A 26,529-nucleotide genomic window follows, 5' to 3' on the forward strand; every position below is an offset into this window, starting at 1 on the left:
CCCCAAGGGGAACACCATGGCCGTCAACGCCAAGAATTGGCAGGAACTGAAGAAGCCGATGGGCCTCGAGCGCAAGGCCGGCGGTGGCTCGAAGAGCCGCGCCACCTTCGTCGCCGAGCCGCTGGAGCGCGGCTTCGGCCTCACGCTCGGCAATGCGCTGCGTCGCGTGCTGCTGTCGTCGCTGCAGGGTGCTGCCGTGACCGCGATCAAAATCGAGAACGTGCTGCACGAATTCTCGAGCCTCGCCGGCGTGCGCGAGGACGTGACGGACATCGTCCTGAACGTGAAGCAGGTCGCGCTGCGCATGCAGGGCGAAGGCCCGAAGCGCCTCCAGCTTTCGGCCACCGGCCCCGCCGAAGTGACCGCGGGCGATATCGCCACGTCGGGCGACATCGAGGTGATGAACAAGGATCTCGTGATCTGCCATCTGGACGAGGGCGCCTCGCTCAACATGGAGCTCACGGTTCATATCGGTAAGGGCTATGTCCCGGCCGCCGCCAACCGCCCGGCCGATGCGCCAATCGGCCTGATCCCGATCGATGCGCTCTACTCGCCGGTCCGCCAGGTGGCGTACAAGGTCGAGAATACGCGCGTCGGCCAGGAGCTGGATTACGACAAGCTCACCATCACCGTCGAAACCGATGGCACGGTGACTCCGGAGGACGCGCTCGCTTATTCCGCGCGCATCCTGCAGGATCAGCTTCAGCTGTTCGTCCACTTCGACGAGGGCATGGCCGTCTCCGCGCCGGTCGCGGCCCACCCGCTGGCCCCGCTCGGCGGCGTGGCGGAACCCGAGGTCGGCTCGAACCAGCTCAACCGCTTCCTCCTCAAGAAGGTGGACGAGCTGGAGCTTTCGGTCCGCTCGGCCAACTGCCTCAAGAACGACAACATCATCTATATCGGCGATCTGGTTCAGAAGACCGAGGCAGAGATGCTGCGCACGCCGAATTTCGGCCGCAAGTCGCTCAACGAGATCAAGGAAGTCCTCGCCACGATGGGGCTCCGTCTGGGCATGGAAATCCCCGGCTGGCCGCCCGAGAATATCGAGGAAATGGCCAAGAAGCTCGAACAGGAATTCTGATGCGGCGGGCGGCGTGATGCCGCCTTCCCGTCCGCCCGGCGGAGGCCGGGATCCATGTCTGTCGCTTCCGGGCGGCACGATCTGGAGAGAGGAACATGGGTCCCGGCCTCCGCCGGGGCGACGTTAAGACAGGGCGGTCCACGTCGCCGCCTGGCTGGGGTTACCTGATACGGGCCCCTGACGAACGAGAAGGAAAGTTACTATGCGTCATCGCGTCGGCGGTCGTAAGCTTCAGCGCACCGCGTCTCATCGTGCGGCCCTGTTCCGCAATCAGTCGGCCGCGCTCATCAAGCATGAGCAGATTATCACCACGCTCGCCAAGGCGAAGGAGCTTCGCCCCTATGTCGAGAAGCTGGTGACGCTGGCCAAGAAGGGCGGCCTCTCCAACCGTCGTCTCGCGCATGCGCGCCTGATGGACGATGCCCAGCTGGTGAAGCTGTTCGACGTGCTGGCCTCGCGCTACGCGACCCGCAACGGCGGCTATACCCGCATCATCAAGGCCGGCACGCGCGGCTCGGACGCCGCCGCCATGGCCGTGATCGAGTTCGTCGACCGTGACGTTTCGGCCAAGGGCCAGGATTCGGGCCCGGTCGAGCTGCTTGACGAAGCGGCCTGATCGCCCGGCTCGTTTGGGCCACAATGAATGAAGGGCCGGGGGCGAAAGCCTCCGGCCCTTTTTTCGTTTCGGGCGCGGTTCTCGGGGCGCTCTGCCCTGGCGCGGGCCTGGGATGGCGCCTTTTCGCGGCGCCGGTGGCTTGATTCCCGTTTCAGGCTGATTCAGCCTGACGCAATCAGGCTTTCGAGGCTTTCCATGACCTTTCGTTCGGTGTTGTTTTCCATGGCCCTGCTTTCCACCGCCGCCCCTGCCACCCCGCCGCAGACGGCGGCGCCCTATCCCGCGACGGAGCGGGGCACGACGGTGGAGCATCCCTTCGGCCTCTCCATTCCCGATCCCTATCGCTGGCTGGAAGGCGATGTGCGCACGGATGCGAAGGTTCGCGCCTGGGTGGATGGGCAGAGCCGGTTTACCGAAGCCTATCTCGCCACGCTGCCCGGCCGCGATGCGATCAAGGCGCGTCTTACCCAGCTGTGGAATTTCGAAAAGTTCGCCGTGCCCCAGCGGCGCGGCGAGCGGCTCTTCTACCGGCGGAACAGCGGCCTCCAGAATCAGTATGTCCTGTATGTGCAGGATGGGGCCGGCGCGCCCCGCGTCCTGATCGATCCCAATCCCTGGTCGCAGGATGGCGCGACGGCACTGGCCGAATGGGATGCGTCGCCGGATGGCCGCTACGTGGCCTATGGCGTGCAGGAAGGCGGCACGGACTGGCGTACCTTCCATGTGGTGGATGTCGCCAGCGGCAAGCTGCTGCCCGATGCCGTCGAATGGGGTAAATATACGAACATCAGCTGGAAGGGCGATGGTTCGGGCTTTTTCTATGGCCGTTATGCCAAGCCGGAAGGCGAGCATCTCTATACGTCCGGCACGCTCGATCAGCGCATCTATTTCCACAAGGTCGGTACGCCCCAGTCGGCCGACAGCCTCGTCTATGCGACGCCGGATCGGCCGAAGCTGACGCACAGCCTCCATGTCAGCGCCGATGGCCGCTGGCTCACGATCCTCTCGACCGAGGATGATGTGAAAACCGAACTGGTCGCGCTCGATCTGGCGAAAGCCGGAGCCACGCCCCGCATCCTGATCCCCTATGGCGATCATGAGCTGCAGGTGGCGGGCACGGCGGGGGACAGGCTGTTCGTGGTGACGACCGAAGGCGCGCCGCGCAAGCGGATCGTTTCGCTCGACGGTACGGCGCCCGGGCATCCGGAGGCCAGCCCGCTGATCGCCGAAGGGGCGGGCACGATTGATTCCGCCTCGATCGTCGGCGGCCGTTTCCTCGTCGTCACGATGGAGGATGCCAAGAGCGTGGTGCGGCGCTTTGCGCTGGATGGGACGACGCAGGGCATGGTCGCGCTTCCCGGCATCGGCACCGCCGCGGGCTTCGCCGAGGATGAGGACGCCCCCGTCACTTATTACAGCTTCGCCAGCTACAACCGGCCGGCGACCATCTATCGCTATGATGCGGTGGCCAACGCATCGACCGTCTTCAAGGCGCCCCAGGCGCCGTTCGATCCCGGCCAGTATGAGGTGACCCAGGTCTTCAACACCTCGAAGGACGGGACGCGCGTGCCCATGTTCGTCGCGCACCGGAGGGGCCTGGATCTGTCGGCCGGCGCCTCGACGCTGCTCTATGGCTATGGCGGCTTCAACATCCCGGTGCTGCCGGCCTTCTCGGTCGCGTGGCTCGACTGGATGGAGATGGGCGGCGTGATCGCGGTGGCGAATCTGCGCGGCGGCGGCGAATATGGGAAGGCCTGGCACGATGCCGGCAAGCTCCTGCACAAGCAGAATGTGTTCGACGATTTCATCGCCGCGGCCGAATATCTCGTCTCCACCGGGATCACGCGAAAGGACAGGCTCGTCATCAACGGCGGCTCGAACGGCGGGCTGCTGGTGGGGGCGGTGACCAATCAGCGGCCGGATCTGTTCGCGGCGGCGATCCCGCAGGTCGGCGTGATGGACATGGCGCGCTTCACCAACTGGACGGCGGGCCGCTTCTGGACGGGCGACTATGGCGATCCGGCCAAGGCGGATGAACTCGCCTACAACCTCACCTATTCGCCCTATCACACGATCCGGAACGGGGCGGCCTATCCCGCCATCCTCGTCACCACCGCCGATACGGACGATCGCGTCGTGCCGGCGCACAGCTTCAAATATGCGGCAGCGCTGCAGGCGGCGGAGATCGGGCCGAAGCCGCACCTCATCCGCATCGAGACCCGCGCGGGCCACGGCTCCGGCAAGCCGACGTCCAAGGCGATCGAGGAATATGCCGATATTCTGGCCTTCGCCGCCTACTGGACGGGGATGGCGCCGCCCAGATGAGCGCCAGCGCCCTTTCCGTTCGTCCCAGGCGGGTCGGAGCAGGCGCCGAGGGCGGTGACGCCCCCAGCCCGGTCTTCGGCCTCGCCCAGGACGAACGGGCGGGTTGATCGATCCGTCAGCCGTGCGCGGCCAGCGCGGCGAGCAAGAGCAGGGCCACGATGTTGGTGATCTTGATCATCGGGTTCACGGCGGGTCCGGCCGTATCCTTGTAGGGATCGCCCACCGTATCGCCGGTCACGGCAGCCTTGTGCGCCTCCGATCCCTTGCCGCCATGATTGCCGTCCTCGATATATTTCTTGGCATTGTCCCACGCGCCGCCGCCCGACGTCATCGAGATGGCGACGAACAGGCCGGAGACGATCACGCCCAGCAGCAGGGCGCCCAGTGAGGCGAAGCCGTTGGCGGGACCGGCCACCCAGCGGATCACGAAATAGACCACCACCGGCGCCAGCACAGGCAGAAGGCTGGGCACGATCATCTCGCGGATCGCCGCCTTCGTCACGAGATCCACGGTGCGCGCATAATCGGGGCGGCTGGTCCCTTCCATGATGCCGGGATTGGAGCGGAACTGGTCGCGCACATCCTCCACCACCGATCCCGCCGCCCGGCCGACCGCCGTCATGCCGAAGGCGCCGAACACGAAGGGCAGCAGCGCGCCGAGCAGCAGGCCGACGATCACGTACGGATTGGAGAGCGAGAAATCGACGGCGAGATCGGGGAAATATTCCTTCAGATCCGCCGTATAGGCGCCGAACAGAACGAGCGCCGCCAACGCCGCCGATCCGATCGCATAGCCCTTGGTCACGGCCTTGGTGGTGTTGCCCACCGCATCCAGCGCATCCGTCTTCTCGCGCACGCTGTCTTCGAGGCCCGCCATTTCGGCAATGCCGCCGGCATTGTCGGTCACGGGGCCATAGGCATCCAGCGCCACCACCATGCCTGCGAGCGCCAGCATCGATGTAGCCCCGAAAGCGATGCCGATCACGCCGGCCAGTTGATAGGCGGCGATCACGGCGATCACGATCACGATCGTGGGGAGTGCCGTGGATTCCAGGCTGATCGCCAGCCCCTGGATCACGTTGGTGCCATGGCCCGTTACGCTGGCCTGCGCGATCGATTTCACCGGGCGATAATTGGTGCCCGTATAATATTCGGTGATCCACACGAGCGCGCCCGTCACCGCAAGGCCGATCATCATGCACCAGAACAGGCTCATGCCCGTGAAGCCGGTCTGCGCGGCGACGGCGGCCGGCGTTCCCGGGCCGGCCGCCTCGGCGGGGCCGCCGATCGGGGCATTGAGATCGCCCAGCGCATAATAGCTGGCCACATAGATGGCGGGCACGGCGAGGATCGCGGAGGTCCAGAAGCCCTTGTAGAGCGCGCCCATGATCGATCCCGATCCCAGGCGGACCATATAGGTGCCGATGATCGAGGTGATGATGCACACCCCGCCCACCAGCAGGGGCAGGCTCATCAGCGCCAGCGCCTCCGGCCCCTTCACGAACAGCGCGATCGAGACCATCGTGACGCCGAGCGTGACGACATAGGTTTCGAACAGGTCGGCCGCCATGCCGGCGCAATCGCCGACATTGTCGCCGACATTGTCGGCGATCACGGCGGGGTTGCGCGGATCATCCTCGGGAATGCCGGCTTCCACCTTGCCCACCAGATCGGCGCCCACATCGGCCGCCTTGGTGAAGATGCCGCCGCCCAGCCGCGCGAAGATGGAGATGAGCGAGGCGCCGAAGGACAATGCCACCAGCGCATTGATGACGATGCGATCCGTGGGCGCATGGCCGCCGGGGCCGATGAGCGCCCAGAAGAAGACAGAAATGGCGAGCAGGCCCAGCCCCGCCACCAGCATGCCGGTGATCGCGCCCGAGCGGAAAGCGGTGGTGAGGCCCGCCTGCAGGCTGCTGCGCGCGGCTTCCGCCGTGCGCACGTTCGCCTTCACGGATATGTTCATGCCGACGAAGCCGGTCGCGCCGGACAGGAGTGCCCCGATCAGGAAGCCGATCGCCGATATCTTCCCGAGCAGGAAGAAGACCAGCACGACCATTACGAAGCCGACGATCGCGATCGTCGTATATTGGCGGGCGAGATAGGCGCGGGCGCCTTCCTGAACGGCGGCGGCGATATCCTGCATCCGGGCGTTGCCGGCGGGCAGCTTCAGAACCTGACCGCTCGTGACGAGGCCGTAGATCACGGCCAGTGCGCCACACGCGATCGCAAGCTGGACTATTGCCATGCGATGTCCTCTCCTATGCGGCAGGTCGCTGCGTGGCGCCCGCTCTGGGCGGGAGTATGAACAGCGGCAGGGCGTTGGGCAAGCCGCGCGATCGGAGCCTATCCGCCATGTTCGTAGCCCAGCCGCAGAGGGCGCTCGACCGGGCCGAGCGCGTCGATCAGGACGAAGCCTTCGTCCGCCTGGAAGCGGCCGATCGCGGTGATCGGCAGGCCGCCCGGCAGCGCGATGTCCAGCCCATCGGGTGCTGCGAACAGCAGCTCATAATCGTCGCCCGCGCTGGCGGCGGCGATCCGCCCGGCCTGATCGGCATCGCAGCCTTCGGCGAGGGGCACGGCATCCAGATCGATCGTGACGCCCAGACCGCTGGCCTGGGCCATGCGCAGCGCATCGATGAAAAGCCCGTCCGACACATCCATCATCGCATGGACATGTGGCGCGAGCGTGCGCCCCTCCGCGAGCCGGGGCGTGGGGCGGCGATAGGCGGCGAGCGCGCCGGCCGGCCCATCCCGCCGCCCCTGCGCCACCGCGAGGCCAAGCCCCGCCGCCCCGATCGCGCCGGTGACGTACAGCACATCGTCCGCCTGTGCGCCCGCCCGTGATGGCGCGCCCGTCTGCGGCGCCTCCCCGATGGCGGTGAGTCCCATCATGCGCGGCGCACCTTCGGGGGCGGAAACCGTGTCACCCCCCAGCAGGGCCGCGTCGAAATGATCCAGCACGGTGCGCAGGCCTTTGACGAAGCTGAGATCCCAGGCCTCGCCGCCCAGCGGATAACCGAGCAGCACGCCCAGCGGCCGCGCGCCCTTTGCGGCGAGATCCGAAAGATTCACCGCGACCAGCTTCCAGGCCACGTCTTCGGGCGGATCGCCGGGCAGATAATGAATGCCCTCCACGATCATGTCATGCGTGAGCACCAGCGCGTGATCGCCCATCGGCAACACGGCCGCATCGTCCACCAGCGCGCGGGCGGCCGGATCCCGGGCCAGCCCGCGCAGCGCAGCGATGAAGGCGCCTTCGTCGGACACGGCCATCAATGGCAGGCGCCGGCGTCGGCCAGCTGCTGGCGCAACTGTTCCGCTGCCAGCTTCACGCGGATCGCGCCGAAGCGGCGGCCCATCGCCACCGTGGCGCCGCGCGGATCGCCCGAAATGCCGTGCGCGTCGATCGGCCCGTTGCCGTCGTTCGTCAGCGTGCCGGGCGCCATCAGGCCGGGGCGGACGAGGCCGGGATCGGCCGCCATCGTCTCGGCCGTGTCCCACAGGCCGCCATGGCCGCCCGGCACCTTGCCCGAAGCCTTGATCTCCGCCTCTATCTGCTGGCGTGCCTTCGTATAGGCATCCTCCACGAAGAAGACGCGTGCGCCCCTGGGCCGATATTCCTTGTCCAGCCGCTCCACCATATCGCGCAGCTGGGGCATGCCGTCGCCATGATCGGTGAGGATCGCCACTCGGCGGAAGCCGCCGCCGATCAGGCTGCGCGCGACATCCTCGTTCACGGCCACCCATGTTTCGGGCCGCAGGCTGACCGTGCCGGCAAAGGCCATGCGGGCGGCGTCGTTGGGCGAGAAGGGCATCACCGGCAGCAGGATCGCATCCCCGATCGCCTGCGCCAGCTGCGCGCCATATTGGTAGATGCGCAGATTATGCTTGCCGAGCGCGAGGTGCGGTCCGCTTTCCTCGACCCCCCCATTGTAGAGCAGGGCGACGGGGCAGCCCGTCTCCAGTCTTTCCTTCAGCTCCACGGTCGTCAGTTGTTCGAGTGCGGCGGGCTTCCCGGCGGCGGCGGCCGGCCCGGCCACGAGCGCCATGGCGAAGATCGCCGCTCCCTTCTTCAGGATCCTGGTCCAGGGCATGATGACATCCTCTCTGCGATATGGCGAAATCCTAGGACCGGGCGGTCGGGGGAGCAATTGCCGTGGCACCTTGGCGGCTTCGGGCGTTTAGCCCCCATGGTGATATTGGCAGATCCTCCACGCCCGCGGCCCGATCCCCATGGCCGCACCGCGCGCACGCCCATCGCGCTGCCGATGCGGGCCTGGCGCGAGATTATCGGGCGCGTCTGGATCAAGACCGGCACGGACAATATCGGCCTGCTCGCGGCGGGCGTGGCTTTCTATGCCTTTCTCTCGATCGTTCCGCTGCTGGGCGCGCTGGTGATGACCTACGGGCTGATCGCCGATCCCGCCACGATCGCCGGCCACATGCGCGCGATCATCGGCGTGGTGCCCAGGGATGCGGCGAAGCTGATCCTCGACCAACTCGTCAGCCTCGTCACGACAGCTGCGAGCAAGAAGGGCATAGGGCTGCTCGTGGCGCTCCTGATCGCACTTTACGGGGCGACGCGCGCATCCGGCGCGATCATGACGGCGCTGAACGTCGTCTATGAGCAGAGCGAACGCCGGGGGATCATCCGGACGACGCTGATTTCCTTCGTCCTGATCGTCGGCGCGGTGCTCGTGGGGATCGTGGGCCTGCTGGCGGCATCCGCGCTCGCTCTGGTCGGCCGGTTCGTAGAGGGGCTGGGATCGGGCGTCGCGATCGCCATCAACGCTGCCACCTGGGCCGTCGCCGCGTCGCTTGCCTCGATCGGGATCGGCGCGGCCTATCGCTTCGGCCCGTCGCGCAGCGATGCGCGCTGGCAGTGGCTCACGGCCGGATCCGCGCTCGCGACCTTCCTGTGGCTCATCGCGACAGTGGGCTTCGGTGCCTATGCGGCGACATTGGGCAATTACAACGCCACCTATGGATCACTCGGCGCCGTCGTGGTGCTGCTGATGTGGCTGTGGGTTTCGGCCTATGCGATCCTGCTGGGCGCCGTCATCAATGCGGAGGCGGAGCGCCAGACGGCGCGGGATACGACGACGGGCAGCCCCAGGCCGCTCGGCCAGCGTGGCGCGACGGTGGCCGATCAGGTGGCGCCGGCGGGTTGAGCGGGCCGCGCCCCCGCGCCGGACGGATGCCCGGCCACGGCCTCAATAGGCCCTGATCGCGGCCACGAAGGCATCGCCATAGCGTTCCAGCTTGGCCGCGCCGACCCCCCCGATGCGGGCAAGCGCGGCGAGCGACTTGGGCCGCTCGGCCGCCATCTCGCGCAGCACCGAATCGTGGAAGATCACATAAGGCGGCACGCCCTGATCCCGGGCGAGATCGCGGCGCACCGTGCGGAGCGCCTCGAACAGGGGATCGTGCGGGAAATCCTGCGCGGCTCCCCGTGAGCGGCGCTCCGCCCGTCGCGGTGGCAGCACGATCGCCACCGGCTCCTCGCCCTTCAGGATGGGCCGCGCGCCGGGGCCGAAGGAAAGGCCGCCAAAATCGTCCGCCCGAAGCGCATCGCGCGCCATGAGCGCGCGGGCGACAGGCTTTACGAGGCGCAATTCCTCGGCCGTCGCGATGCCGAAGACGGAAAGCGTGTGATGGCCCGCGCCGAGGATCTTGTCCGTTTCCTTGCCGGCCAGCACATCGGAGAGATGGCCGATGCCGTAGCGCATCTCGGTGCGGAAGGCGGCGGACAGCAATTTGCGCGCGATCTCGGTCGCTTCCACCGTAGCGGGCGGATTGAGGCAATTGTCGCAATTGCCGCAGGCGGGCGGGGGATCCTCGCCGAAATGGCGGAGCAGCACGGCGCGGCGGCAGCCGCTGGTTTCCACCAGCGAGGCGAGGGCGTTGAGCCGCTGGCGTTCGCCGCCGCGACGGCTCTCCTCCATCTCGGTCTCGATCCGGCGGCGCGCGCGGGCGAAATCGTCCGCGCCCCAGAAGAGATGGGCGATGGCGGGATCGCCGTCGCGGCCGGCGCGGCCTGTTTCCTGATAATAAGCCTCGATCGATTTTGGCAGGCCAGCATGGGCCACGAAGCGCACGTCCGGCTTGTCGATGCCCATGCCGAAGGCGATGGTGGCGATCATCACCATATCTTCGGACTGGACGAAGGCGCGGGCGGACGCGGCGCGCGCGGCGGGATCGAGCCCGGCATGATAGGCACGCGTCGGCCGGCCCGTGTCGCGCAAGGTGGCGGCCAGCCGCTCCGTCTCGGCGCGGCTCTGGGCATAGACGATGCCGCAGCCTTCGGTGTCGGCGATCAGCTGCGCGAGCTGCCTGGGCAGGCCCTCGCGCGGGGAGATGCGATACTGGATGTTCGGCCGGTCGAAACCGGCGAGGATCAGCCCCTCTTCGGGAATGCCGAGCTGCGCGAGAATGTCCGCGCGGGTGCGGATATCGGCTGTGGCCGTGAGTGCGAGGCGGGGCACATCCGGGAATGCATCGAGCAGACCGCGCAGCTGGCGATAATCGGGGCGGAAATCATGCCCCCATTCGGAAACGCAATGCGCCTCGTCGATCGCGACGAGCGACAGGCGTACGCTGCTGGCCAGCCGATGAAAGCCCTCCGTATTGGTGCGCTCCGGCGCCACATAAAGCAGGTCGAGATCGCCGTCGCGCAGCCGCCGGATCGTCTCGTCGCGATTGTCGTCGGCGGACGTGAGAGCGGCGGCGCGAATCCCCGCCGCCTCGGCCGAGCGTACCTGATCGTGCATCAGCGCGATCAGCGGCGAGATGACGAGGCCCGTGCCCGGCCGGCACAGCGCCGGGATCTGATAGGTGAGCGATTTGCCCGCGCCCGTGGGCATCACGGCGAGCGTGCGCGCGCCCGCCATGACGCGATCGATCACCTCGCTCTGCCGCCCCCGGAAGCTCTTGTAGCCGAAGGTGGTGCCCAGCGCCTCCAGCGGCGTCATGCGCGCCTCATTCCGGCGACAGGCCCCGGCTTTTCAGGAACGGTGCCAGTTCCGGATCGTGGCCGGTCATCTCGCGGAACATCGCGCCATAATCGCGCGTGCGGCCGCGCGAAAGGATCAGGTCGCGCAGGCGCTGGCCATTGGCCCGCGTCATCCCGCCATTCGCCTCGAACCAGGCGTAGACATTCTCCTCGATCATGTCCGTCCAGATGTAGGCATAATAGCCGGCGGAATAGCCCGATCCCCAGATATGGTTGAAATAGCTGGTGCGATAACGGGGCGGCACATGCGCGACATCGAGGCCGGTGCCCTTCAGCACCTGTGCCTCGAATGCGTCGACATCGCCGAACCGGGCGTTGGCGGGAATGGAGTGCCACGCCATGTCCAGCTGGGCGGCGGCGAGCAGCTCTCCAAAGGCGTAGCCCTGGTTGAACTTTTCGGCCTTCTTGATCTTGGCGACCAGATCGGCGGGCATCGGTGCGCCCGTCTCGTAGTGGACGGCATAACGGGCGAGCACGCGCGGCTCGAGCGCCCAATGCTCGTTGAACTGGGAGGGGAATTCCACGAAATCGCGCGCCACCGCCGTGCCGGAGATGCTGGCATAGGTCTGGTTCGCGAACAGGCCGTGCAGGGCATGGCCGAATTCGTGGAACATCGTGCGCACGTCCTCGAACGTCACCAATTGGGGCTGGCCGGGCGCCGGCTTGGCGAAATTGGCGACATTGTAGATGGCGGGCTTCGTCCCATCGAGCTTCGACTGGCGGACGAAATTCGACATCCAGGCGCCGCCCGCCTTGTTGTCGCGCTTCCAGTAATCGAAATACATGAGGCCGAGGGGCTTGCCGTTCTCCTCGAACACCTCGAACACGCGCATGTCCGGATCATAGACCGGAATGTCCTTCCGCTCCTTGAAGCTCAGGCCGTAAAGCTGGTTCGCGGCGTAGAAGACGCCGTCCTGCAACACCTTCCAGATCTCCAGATAGGGCTTGGTATCCTCCTCGTTGAGATCGAACTTCGCCTTGCGGACCTTTTCGGCATAGAGATCCCAGTCCCACGGCTGAACCTGGAAACCGCCCTTCTCCGCATCGATCACCTTCTGGATCTCGGCCACTTCCCGCGCCTGCGCGGCGGCGGTCGGCGCGTCGAGGCCCGTCATGAAATTGCGCGCCGTGTCCGCCGTCTTCGCCATATTGTCGACAAGCGTGAAATCGGCCCAGGTGGGATAGCCGAGCAGATTGGCCTTGCGGATGCGCAGGTTCACCATCTCCAGGATCGTGGCGCGCGTGTCGTTCGCGTCGCCCTGCTCGGCGCGGGTCCAGCTCTTGTCGAACAGGGCCTGGCGCGTTGCCCGATCGGTGAGCGAGGGCAGGGCCGGTTGCAGCGTCGTATTCTGGAGCGGCAGCACATATTTGCCGGCAAGGCCGCGTTCCCGGGCGGCAAGCGCCGCGGTGGCGATTCCGTCTTCGCCCAGGCCCGCCAGCTGCTCCGGCCGGTCGACCACGAGCGCGCCGGCCTTGGTGGCGGCGATCAGTTTCTGGCGGAAGCCGATCGAAAGCGAGGCCAGCTGCTGGTTGATGCCGGTCAGCGTCGCGCGGTCGGCGGGCGAAAGCGCGGCGCCCGCGCGCACGAAGCGCTGCCAGTGGAGATCGAGCAGCGCCTTCTGCTCCGCATCGAGATTCAGGCTTTCCGCCTTGTCGCGGATCGCCTTCACGCGGGCCGCCAGCTTCGGATCGCCATAGAGCGGATCATCGCTCTCGCTCAGCCACTGCGCGCGCGCGGCCTGCACCTTGGCCAGCGCGGGATTGGTATTGGCCTGGGTAAGCGCCGAAAAGACGATGCGGACGCGGCCGAGAATCTCGCCGGACCGCTCCAGCGCGACGATCGTATTGTCGAAGGTGGGCGCGGCCGGATTGTTCGCGATCTTCGCGATTTCCGCCTTTTCCTGCGCGATGCCGGCGGCAAAGGCGGGCTCGAAATCACGATCCTCGATGTGGGCGAAATCGGGCGCCTGATAGGGCAGCGTGCTAGGCTTTTCGAAGGGATTGGCGGCGGGCTGGGCGATGGCGGCGGTCGCGGAAAGCGCGGTGGCGGCGAGCAGGAAGGTGCGGAGCATGTGAGTCCCTGAAGGAGGGGCCGCGTCGTGGCGGCGAATGGCCCCTCTTAGAACCGCCCCATCGTCGGTTGGAAGGGGGCAGGTCGGTTGTGACGAGGATGTTGCGATCGGGCTTTGAATGGGGCCGATCCGGTGGCATTCCTGGGGGCGACGGAACGGGAGAGCAAGATGGCGCGCGGGGCATTCCTGGCTTTGCTGGTGGCGCTGGCGACGCCGGCCGCCGCACAGGCGGCGGATCTGATCGACAATGGCAGCTTCGCGGAAGGTTTCTCCGGCTGGACCCTCTACGATACGGCGGTGGGCTATCGTGCGCCGGCCGGCTTTCCGCCGATCGTGACGGCGTTCGATGTTGCTGGCAGCGGCACGCCGCAGCAGGTGGCCCGGCTGCAGGTGGGCGCCGTCGAGTTCAACGATTACGATCCCAGCTTCATCGGGGGTGGCGGCCTGCGCCAGACGCTGAACGTGGCGGCCTCTGGCACTTATGGTTTCGCGGCCGCGATCGCGGCCAGCAATCCCGATGCATGGAATGCCGACGGCGGAACCTTCACCGTCTATCTGGATGGCTTGGCGATGACGAGCTTCACCTTCGGGGAGATTGGCGAAGGCAGTGTGCTGCGCGGTGGCCTGAGCTTCTCGACCACGCTTTCCGCCGGGATGCACGATCTCGCGATCGAGGCGGTGCGCGTCTTCGAAACGCGGCCGAGTACGCCCTATCAATATGTCACCGGCATCACGCTGGCCGGGGAGGTGCCGGAGCCCACCGGCTGGGCGATGATGATCGCGGGCTTCGGCCTGATCGGCGCGCGCCTGCGGCGGGTTCACTCCGCCGCCAGCGCCTCTTCCGCCTCGGCCTGCTGGCGGTTCCACATTTCCGCATAGAGGCCATCGCGCGCCAGCAGGGCCGCGTGCGTGCCGCGTTCGACGATGCGGCCAGCCTCCATCACCACGATCTCGTCGGCGTGGACGATCGTCGAGAGGCGATGCGCGATAATGATCGTCGTGCGCCGTTCCGCGACGCGCGCCAGCGTTTCCTGGATCTCCGCCTCCGTGCGGCTGTCGAGCGCGCTGGTCGCTTCGTCGAGGATCAGCAGTTGCGGATCCTTGAGCAGCGTGCGCGCGATCGCCACGCGCTGCTTCTCCCCGCCGGACAGTTTCAGGCCGCGCTCGCCCACCGGCGTATCATAGCCTTGCGGCAGCGACAGCACGAAATCGTGGATGGCGGCGCCCTTCGCGGCGGCCTCCACCTCGGCCTGCGTGGCGCCGTCGCGGCCATAGGCGATGTTGTAGCCGATCGTGTCGTTGAACAGCACCGTATCCTGCGGAACGATGCCGATCGCGCGGCGCAGCGACGCCTGCGTCACGTCGCGGATATCCTGCCCGTCGATCGTGATGCGCCCGCCCGTCACGTCATAGAAGCGGAAGAGCAGGCGGGCGAGCGTGGACTTGCCCGCGCCCGACGAGCCGACCACGGCCAGCGTGCCCCCCGCCGGCACCTGCAGATCCACGCCCTTCAGGATTTCCCGATCGGGATCATAGGCGAAGCGCACATCCTCGAAGCGCACGGCGCCGCCGGCCTGCACGAGCATGGTCGCGCCGGGCGCGTCCTTCACCTCCTCGTTCGTGTCGATCAGGCCGAACATCGCCTCCATGTCGATCAGGCCCTGGCGGATCTCGCGATAGACCATGCCGAGGAAGTCGAGCGGCCGGAAAAGCTGCGAGAGCAACGTGTTCACCAGCACCACGTCACCCACCGAGAACAGGCCCCGGCTCCAGCCCCACACGCTATAGGCCATGGCGGCCGCCATCATCAGATTGGTGATGAGGGACTGGCCGATATTCATCCAGGCCAGGCTCACCTCGACGCTGGCGGTGGTATCGACGAGCTTGCGCACGCTGCTGCCGTAGCGGCGGCGCTCGACATCCTCGGCGTTGAAATATTTGACCGTCTCGTAGTTGAGCAGGCTGTCCACCGCCTTCTGCGTCGCCTCGCTGTCGCTCTTCGCCCATTCGCGGCGCAGCACAGTGCGCCACTCGGTCATGCGTTGGGTGAAGAACACATAGGCGGCGATCATCAGGATCGTGCCGGCCACCAGCCCCCAGCCGAATTTGGTGAGGAAGATGATGCAGACCGCCGTCAGCTCCAGGATGGTCGGCGCGATGTTGAAGAGGATGAAGTAGAGCATCGTATCGATGCTCTTCGTGCCGCGTTCGATGATCTTGGTGACGGCGCCGGTGCGCCGCTCGAGATGGAAGCGCAGCGACAGGCGGTGGAGATGACCGAACACCTCCAGCGACAGGCGGTGCGCGGCTTCCTGCCCGACCCGCTCGAAGATCGCGTTGCGCAGATTATCGAACAGCACGCCGCCGAAGCGCGCAGCCGCATAGGCGACGACGAGCGCCATGGCGAGCGCGGCGGCGGGCTGGAGGCCGGGCGCCATCCGATCGATCGCCGCCTTGTAGGCGAAGGGCATCAGCAGGGTGATGCCCTTGGAGACGAGCACGAACAGCATCGCCACGGCGACACGCGCGCGCAGCGCCGGCCGATCGGATGGCCACAGATAGGGGAGGAAGCGGCGGAGGGCGGCGAAGCCGTCGATCGGCTTGGGCGTGGTGGCGTCGGTGGAAGCGGGCGGCATGGTCGCGCCAAGATAGGACGAGGGGCGGATTATGTCAGTGGTCCGCCGCTATCCGCTCGCATCCGCCTGCTTCAGGCGGAGATCGAGCCCGCCGAGATCGTGGTCGGGACCATTAGGGCAAGGGACGGCCGCCCGAACGGGGCGGGAGCTGTTCGTCAGCCGCCGATGCGGGTGGTGAGCAGGCGGGCGAGGGTCGCCTTGAATCGGGCGAGCTGGGCGCCGGCCAGCTGCGCCGCGCGCGCAAGCTTCACCGTGGTGGGGTTCACCGCGCGGCCATTCTGGAACAGTTCGAAATGGAGATGCGGACCGGTGGAGAGGCCCGTCGAGCCGACATAGCCGATCAGCTGGCCGGCATGCACCTTCTGGCCCACCTTCGCAACGATACGGCTCATATGGGCATAGCCGGTCTGCATGTTGCCGGGATGCTGGAGCTGCACATAGTTGCCGTGGCCGCCATGCCAGCCAGCAAAGCGGACGGTGCCGTCCGTCGCGGCGATGATCGGCGATCCCATCGGCGCGCCATAATCCACGCCCTGATGCATCCGGCTGTAGCCGAGGATCGGATGAAAGCGCGCGCCGAACGAGGAGGTGAGATGCCCCTGCACGGGCATCGTGAAGCCGCCCTTCTTTTCAGCGCCCACGCCGGCCGCGTCGAACCATTGCTCCTTGCCGTCGCTCGTCCACTTCAGCAGGCGGAGAACCTTCTTCCCCTGATCCAGCCCGCCATAAAGCAGGCTGCCCGTCTCCGTCTCGCCGGTCGCGGCGCGGCGATGCTCGACGATCAGGTCGAAGCGGTCGTTGGAACGCACGCTGCCGATCGGCATATATTGGGCGAGCGCCTTCAGATAGGATTCTATCGCCTTGGGTGGGGCGCCGGCCGAGCGCGCCGCGGCGAACAGGCCGGAGCCGACGCGGCCCTGGATGCGGAGCGGCGTCTCGTCGATCGCGATCGGCTTTTTCAGAAGCTGGAGCTGGCCGCCATTGCGGTTCACCTCCAGCGCGAGTTCGAATTTGGCGCGGAAGGAGAGGCGATCCAGCGGCCGCGCCACCTTGCGGTTCGGGCGGCGGCCGAGCGTCATCTCCAGCTTCGTACCGGGCCTGATATCGCCGAGCGAAACGGCCCCCGCAACCAGATCGGCCGTGCGCCGCGCTTCCTCCTCGCCCACGCCGGCGCGGGTAAGCACGCGGGCGAAGCCGTCGCCCGTGCCGAGCGTCGCGGTGATGTCGATCTGCGGGCGCTCGGGCGTCTCGGCCAGTTCTTCCACGAGGGGAGTGGGCGCGGCGACGCGGCCCGTATCGGCGCCATAGGCGGATGGCGCGATCGTCTGCGCGCGCATCTCCTGCCACTGCGCGTCGCCCAGCGCGGGCGCGGTCTGGCCGACGAGCGGGCGATAGGAAGGCGCGAGCGCAAAGGCGGAGGCGCAGAGCGCGGTGCAGGTGGCGAGGCCGCGCCACCATTCGGCGCTGCCGATTCGCGCGCCCAGATCGACGATGAGATCCAGATCGCGCGTGCGATCCAGCCCGCGGCGGAGAAGCGAGGAATCGAACCGGGCATAAGCGCGGCTCCGCAGTGCGACGGCGCCCCCGCCCCCGCCCGCCAGCCTGTCGCTTTCCTGCCGGTACATTGGCCCCAGATCGTCCCTGTTCGCGAACACGCCTCTGCCACATGGGCGCTGGCGGCATGACTGTGAATCAAGAAGGTTAAAGTCAAACTAATACGACGAGTTACGGGCCGAAGTTGCGATGAGACGAATCTTTCCGGCGGCGAATGGTTGCAAGTCGGACCTATTGCGGTGCGGTGGATGCCGACGCTTGCTTTTGCGTGTCGATCGGCCATCTTGGTGCCCGAGATGACGCGCTTTGCCGATCAGCCGCTCGTGGCGGTGCTCGGGCCGACCAACACCGGCAAGACCCATCTGGCGGTCGAACGGATGTGCGCGCACTCATCCGGACTGATCGGCTTCCCCCTTCGTCTGCTGGCGCGCGAAGTCTATGACCGGGTCGTCGCGATCAAGGGCGAGGCTTCGGTGGCGCTCATCACCGGCGAGGAGAAGATCGTCCCGCCCAAGGCGCGCTGGTTCCTCACCACGGCCGAATCGATGCCGGTGTCCGGAGGCCGCGAAGGCGGGCTGGAGCGGGATTTCGCATTCGTCGGGCTCGATGAGGCGCAGCTTTCGGCGGATCGCGAGCGCGGCCATATCTTCACCGATCGACTGTTGCGTGCACGGGGCCGGGAAGAGACGATGCTGCTGGGCTCGGAAGCGCTGCGCCCGATGCTGCGCGCGCTCGTCCCCGAGGCGGAGGTCATTACCCGGCCTCGTTTCTCGACATTGACCTATGCGGGCGCGACCAAGCTTTCGCGCCTGCCCAAGCGATCGGTCGTCGTCGCCTTCTCGGCCGAGGAAGTCTATGCGGTGGCGGAGATGCTCCGGCGGCTGCGGGGCGGCGCCGCCGTGGTGATGGGCGCTCTCAGCCCCCGCACGCGCAATGCGCAGGTCGCGATGTTCCAGGCGGGAGAGGTGGATTATCTCGTCGCGACCGACGCGATCGGCATGGGCCTCAACATGGATGTGGCGCACGTCGCCTTCGCATCCCTGCGCAAGTTCGATGGGCGTAAGGTGCGCCGGCTCACCATTTCGGAAATGGCGCAGATCGCCGGGCGCGCCGGGCGTCACCAGCGCGACGGTACGTTCGGCACGCTCTCCTTCGAGGGCGGATCGGCCCAGTTCGAGGATGAGGAGGTGCTGGCGATCGAGGAGCATCGCATGCCCCCGCTCGATCATCTCTACTGGCGCGAAGGGGCGCCGAGCCTGGCCGGCGTGGATGCGCTGATCCGCGATCTGGAGCGGCGACCCGATCATCCGGTGCTGCGCCCCGCGCCCGAGGCGATCGATCTCGCCGTACTCAAGCGGCTGGCCGAGGAGCCGTGGGTGCGCGAGCGGGCGACGGGCACGCACATGGTCTCGCGCCTGTGGGATGCCTGCGGCCTGCCCGATTTCCGCAAGACCGGCGCGGAGCCCCATTCGCGGCTGGTGGCGCGCATCTTCCGCCATCGCAGCGAAGGCGATGGCACGCTGCCGGTCCAGTGGTTCGCGGAAGAGCTGGTACGCCTCGAAAGCGTGAGCGGCGATGTCGAGACGCTGTCCGATCGCCTCGCGGGCGTGCGCACCTGGGCCTATATCGCCCACAGGCGGGACTGGCTGGCCGAGCCTGCCAAGTGGGTGGAGCGGACGCGCGCGATCGAGGAGCGGCTGTCGGATGCGCTCCACCAGCGGCTTACCCAGCGCTTTGTCGATCGGCGGACGGCCGTGCTGATGCGCGATCTCGGCGCGCGCGGGGCGGATATCCTGCCGATGAAGGTGGCTGAGGATGGCACCGTCACCGTCGATGGCGAGGCGATCGGCGCGCTGATCGGCTTTCGCTTCAAGGCCGATCCGCAGGCGCGGCACGGCGACATGAAGAGGCTGATGGCGGCCGCGGAGCGCCGGCTGGGCGAGGAACTGGCCCGCCGCGCCCGCGCGCTGGCGGCGGACGAGGATGCCGCCTTCAGCCTCGCGACCGATCCGGGCCGCCCGGTCGCGCTCTTCTGGCAGGGGGACGTGGTCGCCCGGCTGACGCGGGGCAAGGATCTGCTCCATCCCCGCATCGAATTGCATCGCGCGCTCGAAACCCTGCCGCAGGCGGAACGCAAGGCCGTCTGCGAGCGGCTGGCGCGCTGGCTCGAGACGGGGATAGCGCGCCATCTCGCGCCGCTGGTGGAGCTGACGGCGGCCGCGCGGGATCGCGAGCAGCCGGCGGCGGTTCGCGCCTTGCTGGCGCCGCTGGCCGAGGCGTCCGGTGTGCTCGCGAGGCGCGGGCTGGAGCCAGTGCTGGATGCGCTGGACAAGGCGCTCCGGCCGATCGTGGCGCGGCTCGGCGTTCGCATCGGCACGCTCGACATCTTCCTGCCCAGCCTCATCAAGCCGGAAGCATCGCGCTGGCGGGTGGCGCTGATGGCCGCGCAGGAAGGGGCGACCATGACCGCGTTGCCACCGGTGGGGGCGGTGTCCGTCTCCACGCCGGGCGATTCGGCCACCTGCGCGGCCTTCGTCGCGGCGGGTTTCCGGCCGCTCGGTGCGCAGATGCTGCGGGTCGATCAGGTCGAGCGCCTAGCCCGTAACGCGCATGATTCGCGATCGGACGGAAAGAGCGGGCGGCTGCCCTTCGCGCCGGATCCCGGCCTGCCGGTGAGCCTCGGTCTCGGCTCCGCGAGTTTCCAGCAGCTCATGCTCGCGCTGGGTTTCCGCCGGGCCGAGCAGGGCTGGCTGTGGCGCGGGAAGCCCGCGCAGGCGCGCCCGAAGCCCAAGACGGCCCAGCCCCGGCCGGGCAACGCCTTCGGCGCGCTGGCGGGCCTCCGCCTCTAGGCTCCGGACGGCGGGTGCGGCTCGACAAATATCTCTGGTTCGTGCGGCTGGTGAAGACGCGCGCCATGGCCCAGGCGCTGATCGAGGAAGGGCATCTGCGCATAGACGGGCGCCCGGTGGACCGCTGCCATGTCGCGGTCAGGCCGGGCATGGTGCTGGGCTTTCCGCTGCACGATCATATCCGCGTGCTGCGGATCGAGGCGCTCCCCGTGCGGCGCGGGCCGGCCCCGGAAGCGCGCGCCTGCTATACCGATCTGTTGCCACCTGTGCCTTCTGCCAGCGAAGAGGGCGGGGAATAGCATCGCTCCGGTTGACTTGGTGGCCGCCTGCGCCATATGCGCGCCACCGTTCCCGGGAGCCTAGAATGACCTACGTCGTCACCGACGCCTGCATCCGTTGCAAATATATGGACTGCGTCGAGGTCTGTCCGGTCGATTGTTTCTACGAGGGCGACAACATGCTCGTCATCAATCCCTCGGAATGCATCGATTGCGGCGTGTGCGAGCCGGAATGCCCGGCCGAGGCGATCCTGCCCGATACCGAAAACGGTCTCGAAAAATGGCTGGAACTGAACACGACCTTCTCCGCGCAATGGCCGAACATCACGCGCAAGCGCGAGGCGCCGGCCGATGCCGACGAGTGGAAGGACGTGAAGGACAAATTCGACGCCCATTTCTCGCCGGAGCCCGGCCAGGGGGATTGATATTCGGGGGCCTGTCGGCCTAGCTGTGGCCAACAAGGGCCCGTCCCGCAGTCGATGTCAGGCGCCCAGGCGCGAGCCGTAACGATCGGTTCGTCGCTCCGAAGGCGTGCGCCTTGGTTGCAATGCTGGCAATCCTCTTGGATTTGCGCTATAAGCAACGACGGAAGGCGATGTTTTTCCCGATCATCGTCCGTCACGAGTCGTTAACAGGTCGATAATCCCGCTTCGCAGTCCTCGCGTCCCCGTTTCCTTCGTGGATGCCGCGGAGCCGGCAGGCCGTTCAGAAAGGTCTTCTCTACATGGCAGCAAAGGCGCTGAGCTTCGTCGTCGGCGATTATGTCGTCTATCCAAAGCATGGGGTGGGCCGGGTTGTCGAACTGCAGAGCCAGGAAATCGCCGGCGCGAAGCTCGAGCTCTATGTGCTCCGTTTCGAAAAGGAGCGCATGACGCTCCGTGTGCCGACCAACAAGGCCGAGAGCGTCGGCATGCGCAAGCTTTCCTCGAACGCGCAGATGAGCGACGCGCTCACCACGCTCAAGGGCAAGCCCAAGGTCAAGCGCACCATGTGGTCGCGCCGTGCGCAGGAATATGAGGCCAAGATCAATTCGGGTGATCTCGTGTCGATCGCCGAAGTGGTCCGCGATCTGTTCCGTGCCGAGGACCAGCCGGAGCAGAGCTATTCCGAACGGCAGATCTTCGAGGCGGCATGCAGCCGTCTCGCCCGTGAGCTGGCCGCGATGGAGCAGGTCGACGAGCCTGCGGCGCAGGTGAAGATCCTGGATATCCTCCGCGCGGCGGCGGCGATCCACAACAAGTAAGGTCCTCAGGGACAAGGCCCGGCGGCTTCGGCTACCGGTGCGAAGGGGGCGCGGTGTTTCGGCACCGTGCCCTTTTTCGTGCGCCCGTCCCGTCCCTTCCCGCCGCGCTGCGACGGGACGGGAAATGTCAGGCCGTGGCCGCCTGTGGGGCGAAGAGGCTGGCGATCGTCGTCACGGATTGTTCCGCGGCGGCGCGATCGGGGCTTTCATTGCCGTCATTATAGCCGAACGAATCATCCGCGCCGACCGCCTGGACGACGATGCCGTCCTTGCGCGCCAGCACGCTGATGTCGCGATAGTAGAGCCCGTAGCGCACGCCCGCCTGCGGAATCAGCCAGGCGATCTGGCCGCGCACGGGCACGATGCTTTCATCCCGCATCAGCGCGCGCGCGCCATAGCCCGTACAGTTGACGATCACCTTCTCCCGGATCTTCGCGAAATCCGAAGGTTCGTGCAGTTCCATCGGAACGAAGCGGCCGCCGGCGATCTGGAAATCGGTTTCCAGCGTGTGTGCCAGATCCGCGACGTTGAACATCATCGATGTCGTCTGCCGGGCGAAGGGCACGCGGAAGGGGTGCGTGCCGGGGGCGAGCGGGCGCGTCAGCGGCTGCAGATCGCGCACGCGCGCCTGCAACTCGACGAAATGCAGGGCGGTTTCGACATGCGGCCGATTGCCGGTGGCCGGTGGCGGCGCATCGAACAGATTGTAGCGATCCGTCCAGTCCACCGGATCGCCGGGCAGGCCGAGATAGCTCTGGTGCCGCGCGAAGGAGGCGCGCGCCATCCGCTCCCAGCGATCGGCGAAATCGGGCGCGACCTTGTCGGCCAGGCCCACGCGCGAATCCGGGGACCATGTGCCCGTCGCCCGGGCGGAGCGCACGTCCGGGAAGCGGGCGGCGGAATAGATCGTCACCTTGGCGCCGGCGCGCTGCAGCGTCAGTGCGCTCGTCAGGCCGATCGCGCCCGCGCCGACCACGGCGATCTCCCGCGTCGAATCCGCAAGAGCCAGCGGCAACATGTCCAGCGCCGAGCCCCAGGAGAGCGACCAGCCGCTGCCGCCATGGCCATAATGGTGGACGACGCGCTTGCCCGCGATCTTTTCCACCTCCAGCCGCGGGCCGACCGCGCGGAACGGGCGCAGGCAGACGGTGGTGCGGAAGATGCGATCCGGGCTGGCCGCGAGCGGCAGGATGGGGTCGGTCCCGAAAGGCAGGGGGGCGATGTTCTGCGCAAGCAGGGCATCCGGGCGCGCGGCGATACCCGCCAGCCCGAGCGCGGCGGCATTTCCGATGAACGAACGACGATCCATGAGGCGCTTCTCTCCCTGGGTGACAGGCGCCCTCTCCCTCGTGCAGACAAGCACATCGCGGCGGACAACCCAAGTGCGATTGCTTGCCGAAACGATCGCGCTTGTGTATTGTTCGTATAACACAGTGGAGATCGACATGCGGATTGCGATTCTGGCCGGGCTGCTCCTCGTCACCGCGAGTGCTCCCGCGTCTGCGGCGACCCGGACTTTCCCGGTGGGTCCGTTCGACAAGGTTCGCAGCGACGTGCCATTCGATGTCGTCGTGCGCACGGGCGGCCCGATCGGCGTGCATGCCATCGGCAAGGATGACGTGCTCGCGCGGCTCCACGTCTTCGTCCGCAATGGCGAACTGGTGATCGATGCGGACAAGGGGCGCTGGTATCAGAACATCACGATCCGCAAGGAAGACAAGGTGACGATCAACGTCAGCGTGCCGCGTCTTTCCGGCGTCGCGCTCAACGGCCCCGGCGATATGCGCGTGAATGCGGTGCGCGCGCCCGCCGTCGCGATTGCGCTGGCCGGGCCGGGCAATCTCTCGATCGATCAGGTGGAGGCCGGCCGGGCGGACGTCAGCCTCAGCGGCCCGGGAGATATCGTGCTGGCCGGCAAGAGCGGCAGCGCGCGCGTCACGGGGCGCGGGCCGGGCGATGTGCGGGGCGCGCAATGGACGGTCAATGATGTCTCGGTCGATCTGATCGGCCCGGGCAATATCGCGGTGACGGCGCTGCGCACGGCGAACGTGAAGCTCATGGGTCCAGGCGATGTGAATATCGGCGGCCGCCCCCGTTGCCAGGTTTCCAAGACGGGGCCGGGCAGCGTGCGCTGCGGGGGCTAGAGGATTTCCCGGCGGGTAGAATCACCTGCTGGCCCGGACATCGCTACGAGACGAAATCCCGGAGCCGGTGATCCCGTGAGACCGGATCGAAAGCGGCTTCAGGTTTTTGCCTGAATCGTCCTCGCTTATGATGGGGCGGCGATCAGATCAGCGCGAGCGCGGCGAGGCGGCCGGCAAGGTCTGCCGGCAGCACGTCGCCGTCGTCCCCCTCGCCCGAAAGATCGGCCGGAGCATCGGCGGCGGCAAGGTAGCGCCAGCCCTGATGCGCGCGTTTGGGGCGCGGGCGGACGCCGATCAGATCCGGGCCGAGCCGGATCCGGCAATGCCCATTCTCCTCTTCCGCGAAGCCGAGGATGGTGGAACGGGCCACGAGCTGGTGGCGGATGATCCAGTAGAGCGAGCCGCCGATCAGCTCGGTGTGGCGCGTCGGGCGATAGCGGGTGACGATATGGGTCTCGCCGTCCTCGATCCGGCCGGAAAGGCGCGCCTCGAGCGCCTCCATCCGGGAGCAGCCGACGGCGACCTTGGTGAGATGAAGGGGCGGCACGCGCCCGATATGGGAGCGCCATGCGATCCGTTCCAGATCGGCGGCATCCGTTGACGTCTTGGGGCTCGCGCAAGCCCTGTGGCGGGGAACGGAGCTTCTAGCTGCCGAGGCCCCACAGGGTGGCGAGGCCGAGGAACGAGAAGAATCCCATCACGTCCGTCGCCATCGTCACGAACACAGCCGAGGAAACGGCGGGATCGACGCGCGCGCGCTCCAGCCCGATCGGAATCAGCACGCCGGCAAGACCCGCGACGAGATTGTTGATGACCATCGCCAGCGCGATGACGATCGCCAGATCGGGATTGTGATAGACGAGCAGGGTGCCAAGGCCGACGAGCGTGCCCAGCGCCACGCCGTTGGAGAGCGCGACGCGGAATTCGCGGCCGATCATGCGCCAGGTGTTGGAACTGGTCAGCTGGTTGGTGGCCAGCGCGCGCACGATCACGGCCAGCGTCTGCGTGCCCGCATTGCCGCCCATGCCCGAAACGATCGGCATCAGCACGGCCAGCAGGGCGAAGCGGGCAATCTCGCCCTGGAAGAGGCCGACGACGGAGGCGGCGATCATGGCCGTGCCGAGATTGACGATCAGCCAGGTCAGCCGCGTCTTCACGGTGAAGCGGATCGGCTCGTTGATGTCGCCGTCGCCCGCGCCGGAAAGAAGCAGCGTATCCTCGCCCGCTTCCTCCTGGATGATGTGAACGATGTCGTCGACTGTGATCATGCCGACGAGGCGGCCCGATTTATCGACCACCGCTGCGGAAATCAGCGAATATTTCTGGAAGCGCAGCGCCACTTCTTCCTGATCCATCTCGGCCGGGATCAGGGTCTGCTCGCGCGCCATCACATCGGCGATCGGGGCGTCGTCGGGTGCGCGGATGACCCAGCTCACCTTGCAGGTGCCGACCGGCTTGTGCGCGATGTCGACGACGAACACCTCCCAGAAATCGGTGGTGAGATCGTCGTTCGAACGCAGGTAGGAGATGACGTCCGCCACCTTCCAATGCTCCGGCACCGCGATCAGATCGCGCTGCATCAGGCGGCCGGCGCTCTCCTCGGGATAGGAAAGGGCTTCCTCGATCGCGGCGCGATCGTCCGGCTCCATTGCGCGCAGCACCGCGCGCTGATCCTCTTCCTCCAGATCCTCGATGATCGCGACGGCATCGTCGGTGTCGAGCTGGGTGGCCAGTTCGGCCACCTGATGCGGAGTCAGCACCTCGATCAGCTGCTCGCGCACCCAATCGTTCATTTCGGCCAGCACGTCTGCGTCGAGCAGATCGTCGATGCCCAGCACGCTGGCGAGGGGCTGCCGCTGCTCGCGCGGGGCGAGCTCGAACAGATCGGCGATGTCGGCGGGATGGAGCGGCTCGACGAGGGCGCGCGCGCCCTCCTTGTCGCCAGCCTCCACCTTTTCGATGACGGCGTGGACGAATTCCGGCGTCAGCCGCGCTTCCGAATCATGCGCGGTATCCAGCGCCGCGGGCGCCGCGATGGTCTCGATCTCGCTCTCGCTCATCGCCCATCTCCCGGCCGTGCTTCCGATTCGAGGCCCGCTTAGAGCCTGAACGTCCGGCGTGGAAGCCTGCTCGGCCGCTTCGAGGGTGGCGGCCGCGCCAACTCCTGCTAAGCGCCGCGCCATCTGATCCCAAGGAGAGACACATGGCAGACGATACCCTGACGCTGACGCTGGATAGCGGCGGCGATGTCGTGATCAAGCTGCGCCCCGATCTGGCACCCGGCCATGTCGCGCGGATCGTGGAACTGGTGAAGGAAGGCTTTTACGATGGCGTGGTCTTCCACCGCGTGATCCCCGGTTTCATGGCGCAGGGCGGCGATCCCACCGGCACCGGCATGGGCGGATCGAAGAAGCCTGACCTGAAGGCCGAATTCTCGGCCGAGCCGCATGTGCGCGGCGTCTGCTCGATGGCGCGTGCCAGCAATCCGAACAGCGCCAACAGCCAGTTCTTCATCTGCTTCGATGACGCGACCTTCCTCGATCGCCAATATACGGTGTGGGGTGAAGTGACCGAGGGCATGGACTATGTCGATGCGCTGCCCAAGGGCGAGCCGCCGCGCACGCCGGGCAAGATCGTGAAGGCGACGGTGGCGTAAGGCCAGCCCGTCTTCCATCGTTCTGATCCTGTCGAGCGGCCGTTCCTTCCGGCTTCGAAA

Annotated in this window: 21 protein-coding genes; 11 read left to right on the forward strand and 10 right to left on the reverse strand. The window is 67.1% G+C overall.

Features of this window, described 5'->3' with window-relative positions:
• Window positions 1–16: 16 nt before the first annotated feature.
• The 3 genes from DI605_RS17390 to DI605_RS17400 all read left to right on the forward strand — a co-directional run bounded on the left by DI605_RS17390 (window position 17) and on the right by DI605_RS17400 (window position 4,022).
• Complete coding sequence (locus tag DI605_RS17390; RefSeq protein WP_293976379.1) at window positions 17–1,081, forward strand: DNA-directed RNA polymerase subunit alpha; 1,065 nt, start codon at window positions 17–19, stop codon at window positions 1,079–1,081.
• A 202-nt stretch (window positions 1,082–1,283) separates the two neighbouring features.
• Entirely contained in the window at window positions 1,284–1,697 is a 414-nt protein-coding gene (gene rplQ / locus DI605_RS17395; RefSeq protein ID WP_293976381.1) for a 50S ribosomal protein L17, read from the forward strand.
• Between the two features lie 195 nt (window positions 1,698–1,892).
• On the forward strand, window positions 1,893–4,022 hold the full coding sequence (locus DI605_RS17400) for a prolyl oligopeptidase family serine peptidase (protein ID WP_293976383.1): 2,130 nt from the start codon (window positions 1,893–1,895) through the stop codon (window positions 4,020–4,022).
• Between the two features lie 115 nt (window positions 4,023–4,137).
• Here DI605_RS17400 and DI605_RS17405 read toward each other — a convergent pair whose 3' ends face one another.
• The 3 genes from DI605_RS17405 to DI605_RS17415 all read right to left on the reverse strand — a co-directional run bounded on the left by DI605_RS17405 (window position 4,138) and on the right by DI605_RS17415 (window position 8,119).
• Window positions 4,138–6,270 carry a sodium-translocating pyrophosphatase gene (locus DI605_RS17405; protein WP_293976385.1) on the reverse strand — a complete coding sequence of 711 codons (2,133 nt, stop codon included), beginning with the start codon at window positions 6,268–6,270 and terminating at the stop codon, window positions 4,138–4,140.
• A gap of 98 nt (window positions 6,271–6,368) precedes the next feature.
• Entirely contained in the window at window positions 6,369–7,298 is a 930-nt protein-coding gene (gene thiL, locus DI605_RS17410; protein ID WP_293976387.1) for a thiamine-phosphate kinase, read from the reverse strand.
• Window positions 7,298–8,119 carry a creatininase family protein gene (locus tag DI605_RS17415; protein WP_293976389.1) on the reverse strand — a complete coding sequence of 274 codons (822 nt, stop codon included), beginning with the start codon at window positions 8,117–8,119 and terminating at the stop codon, window positions 7,298–7,300. Before DI605_RS17415 ends, thiL begins: the two co-directional genes overlap by 1 nt.
• 96 nt (window positions 8,120–8,215) lie before the next feature.
• Here DI605_RS17415 and DI605_RS17420 point away from each other — a divergent pair, with 96 nt between their 5' ends.
• Window positions 8,216–9,196 (forward strand): YihY/virulence factor BrkB family protein, encoded by a 981-nt coding sequence (locus tag DI605_RS17420; RefSeq protein WP_293976391.1) that lies wholly within the window; start codon window positions 8,216–8,218, stop codon window positions 9,194–9,196.
• A gap of 42 nt (window positions 9,197–9,238) precedes the next feature.
• Here the strand turns inward: DI605_RS17420 and recQ are convergent, their stop codons facing one another.
• Both recQ and DI605_RS17430 read right to left on the reverse strand, forming a co-directional pair.
• Window positions 9,239–10,996, reverse strand: a complete 1,758-nt coding sequence (recQ, locus tag DI605_RS17425) for a DNA helicase RecQ (RefSeq protein ID WP_293976393.1) — start codon at window positions 10,994–10,996, stop codon at window positions 9,239–9,241.
• Between the two features lie 7 nt (window positions 10,997–11,003).
• A complete protein-coding gene (locus tag DI605_RS17430; protein ID WP_293976395.1) occupies window positions 11,004–13,109 on the reverse strand; it encodes a M3 family metallopeptidase in 2,106 nt (701 codons plus the stop codon).
• Between the two features lie 168 nt (window positions 13,110–13,277).
• Between DI605_RS17430 and DI605_RS17435 the strand changes: the two genes are divergently transcribed.
• The gene (locus DI605_RS17435) at window positions 13,278–13,988 is read left to right on the forward strand and encodes a PEPxxWA-CTERM sorting domain-containing protein (RefSeq protein WP_293976397.1); all 711 of its coding nucleotides are present in this window, start codon (window positions 13,278–13,280) and stop codon (window positions 13,986–13,988) included.
• On the opposite strand, the gene DI605_RS17440 is transcribed toward DI605_RS17435, so the two are convergent.
• Window positions 13,928–15,745 carry an ABC transporter ATP-binding protein/permease gene (locus tag DI605_RS17440; RefSeq protein ID WP_293976399.1) on the reverse strand — a complete coding sequence of 606 codons (1,818 nt, stop codon included), beginning with the start codon at window positions 15,743–15,745 and terminating at the stop codon, window positions 13,928–13,930. The two genes, DI605_RS17435 and DI605_RS17440, sit on opposite strands and share 61 nt — an antisense overlap.
• Window positions 15,746–15,900: 155 nt before the next feature.
• On the reverse strand, window positions 15,901–17,400 hold the full coding sequence (locus DI605_RS17445; protein WP_293976401.1) for a M23 family metallopeptidase: 1,500 nt from the start codon (window positions 17,398–17,400) through the stop codon (window positions 15,901–15,903).
• A 195-nt stretch (window positions 17,401–17,595) separates the two neighbouring features.
• Between DI605_RS17445 and DI605_RS17450 the strand changes: the two genes are divergently transcribed.
• The 4 genes from DI605_RS17450 to DI605_RS17465 all read left to right on the forward strand — a co-directional run bounded on the left by DI605_RS17450 (window position 17,596) and on the right by DI605_RS17465 (window position 21,669).
• A complete protein-coding gene (locus DI605_RS17450; RefSeq protein ID WP_293976469.1) occupies window positions 17,596–20,148 on the forward strand; it encodes a helicase-related protein in 2,553 nt (850 codons plus the stop codon).
• Between the two features lie 14 nt (window positions 20,149–20,162).
• Window positions 20,163–20,447 (forward strand): RNA-binding S4 domain-containing protein, encoded by a 285-nt coding sequence (locus tag DI605_RS17455; RefSeq protein WP_293976403.1) that lies wholly within the window; start codon window positions 20,163–20,165, stop codon window positions 20,445–20,447.
• A 65-nt stretch (window positions 20,448–20,512) separates the two neighbouring features.
• Entirely contained in the window at window positions 20,513–20,851 is a 339-nt protein-coding gene (gene fdxA, locus DI605_RS17460) for a ferredoxin FdxA (RefSeq protein ID WP_293976405.1), read from the forward strand.
• 299 nt (window positions 20,852–21,150) lie between these two features.
• Window positions 21,151–21,669, forward strand: a complete 519-nt coding sequence (locus DI605_RS17465; RefSeq protein WP_293976407.1) for a CarD family transcriptional regulator — start codon at window positions 21,151–21,153, stop codon at window positions 21,667–21,669.
• Between the two features lie 127 nt (window positions 21,670–21,796).
• On the opposite strand, the gene DI605_RS17470 is transcribed toward DI605_RS17465, so the two are convergent.
• Complete coding sequence (locus DI605_RS17470) at window positions 21,797–22,978, reverse strand: FAD-dependent oxidoreductase (RefSeq protein WP_293976409.1); 1,182 nt, start codon at window positions 22,976–22,978, stop codon at window positions 21,797–21,799.
• A 136-nt stretch (window positions 22,979–23,114) separates the two neighbouring features.
• Here DI605_RS17470 and DI605_RS17475 point away from each other — a divergent pair, with 136 nt between their 5' ends.
• Window positions 23,115–23,813 (forward strand): head GIN domain-containing protein, encoded by a 699-nt coding sequence (locus DI605_RS17475; RefSeq protein WP_293976411.1) that lies wholly within the window; start codon window positions 23,115–23,117, stop codon window positions 23,811–23,813.
• 142 nt (window positions 23,814–23,955) lie between these two features.
• Here DI605_RS17475 and DI605_RS17480 read toward each other — a convergent pair whose 3' ends face one another.
• Window positions 23,956–24,360 (reverse strand): DUF1489 family protein, encoded by a 405-nt coding sequence (locus tag DI605_RS17480; protein WP_293976413.1) that lies wholly within the window; start codon window positions 24,358–24,360, stop codon window positions 23,956–23,958.
• A 97-nt stretch (window positions 24,361–24,457) separates the two neighbouring features.
• The gene (mgtE, locus tag DI605_RS17485; protein ID WP_293976415.1) at window positions 24,458–25,873 is read right to left on the reverse strand and encodes a magnesium transporter; all 1,416 of its coding nucleotides are present in this window, start codon (window positions 25,871–25,873) and stop codon (window positions 24,458–24,460) included.
• Window positions 25,874–26,016: 143 nt separating this feature from the next.
• On the opposite strand from mgtE, the gene DI605_RS17490 reads away from it, so the two are divergent.
• Window positions 26,017–26,469 carry a peptidylprolyl isomerase gene (locus DI605_RS17490; RefSeq protein ID WP_293976417.1) on the forward strand — a complete coding sequence of 151 codons (453 nt, stop codon included), beginning with the start codon at window positions 26,017–26,019 and terminating at the stop codon, window positions 26,467–26,469.
• Window positions 26,470–26,529 lie beyond the last annotated feature (60 nt).

It is taken from the genome of Sphingomonas sp. (genome assembly GCF_003248515.1).
GTDB lineage: Bacteria > Pseudomonadota > Alphaproteobacteria > Sphingomonadales > Sphingomonadaceae > Sphingomonas_I.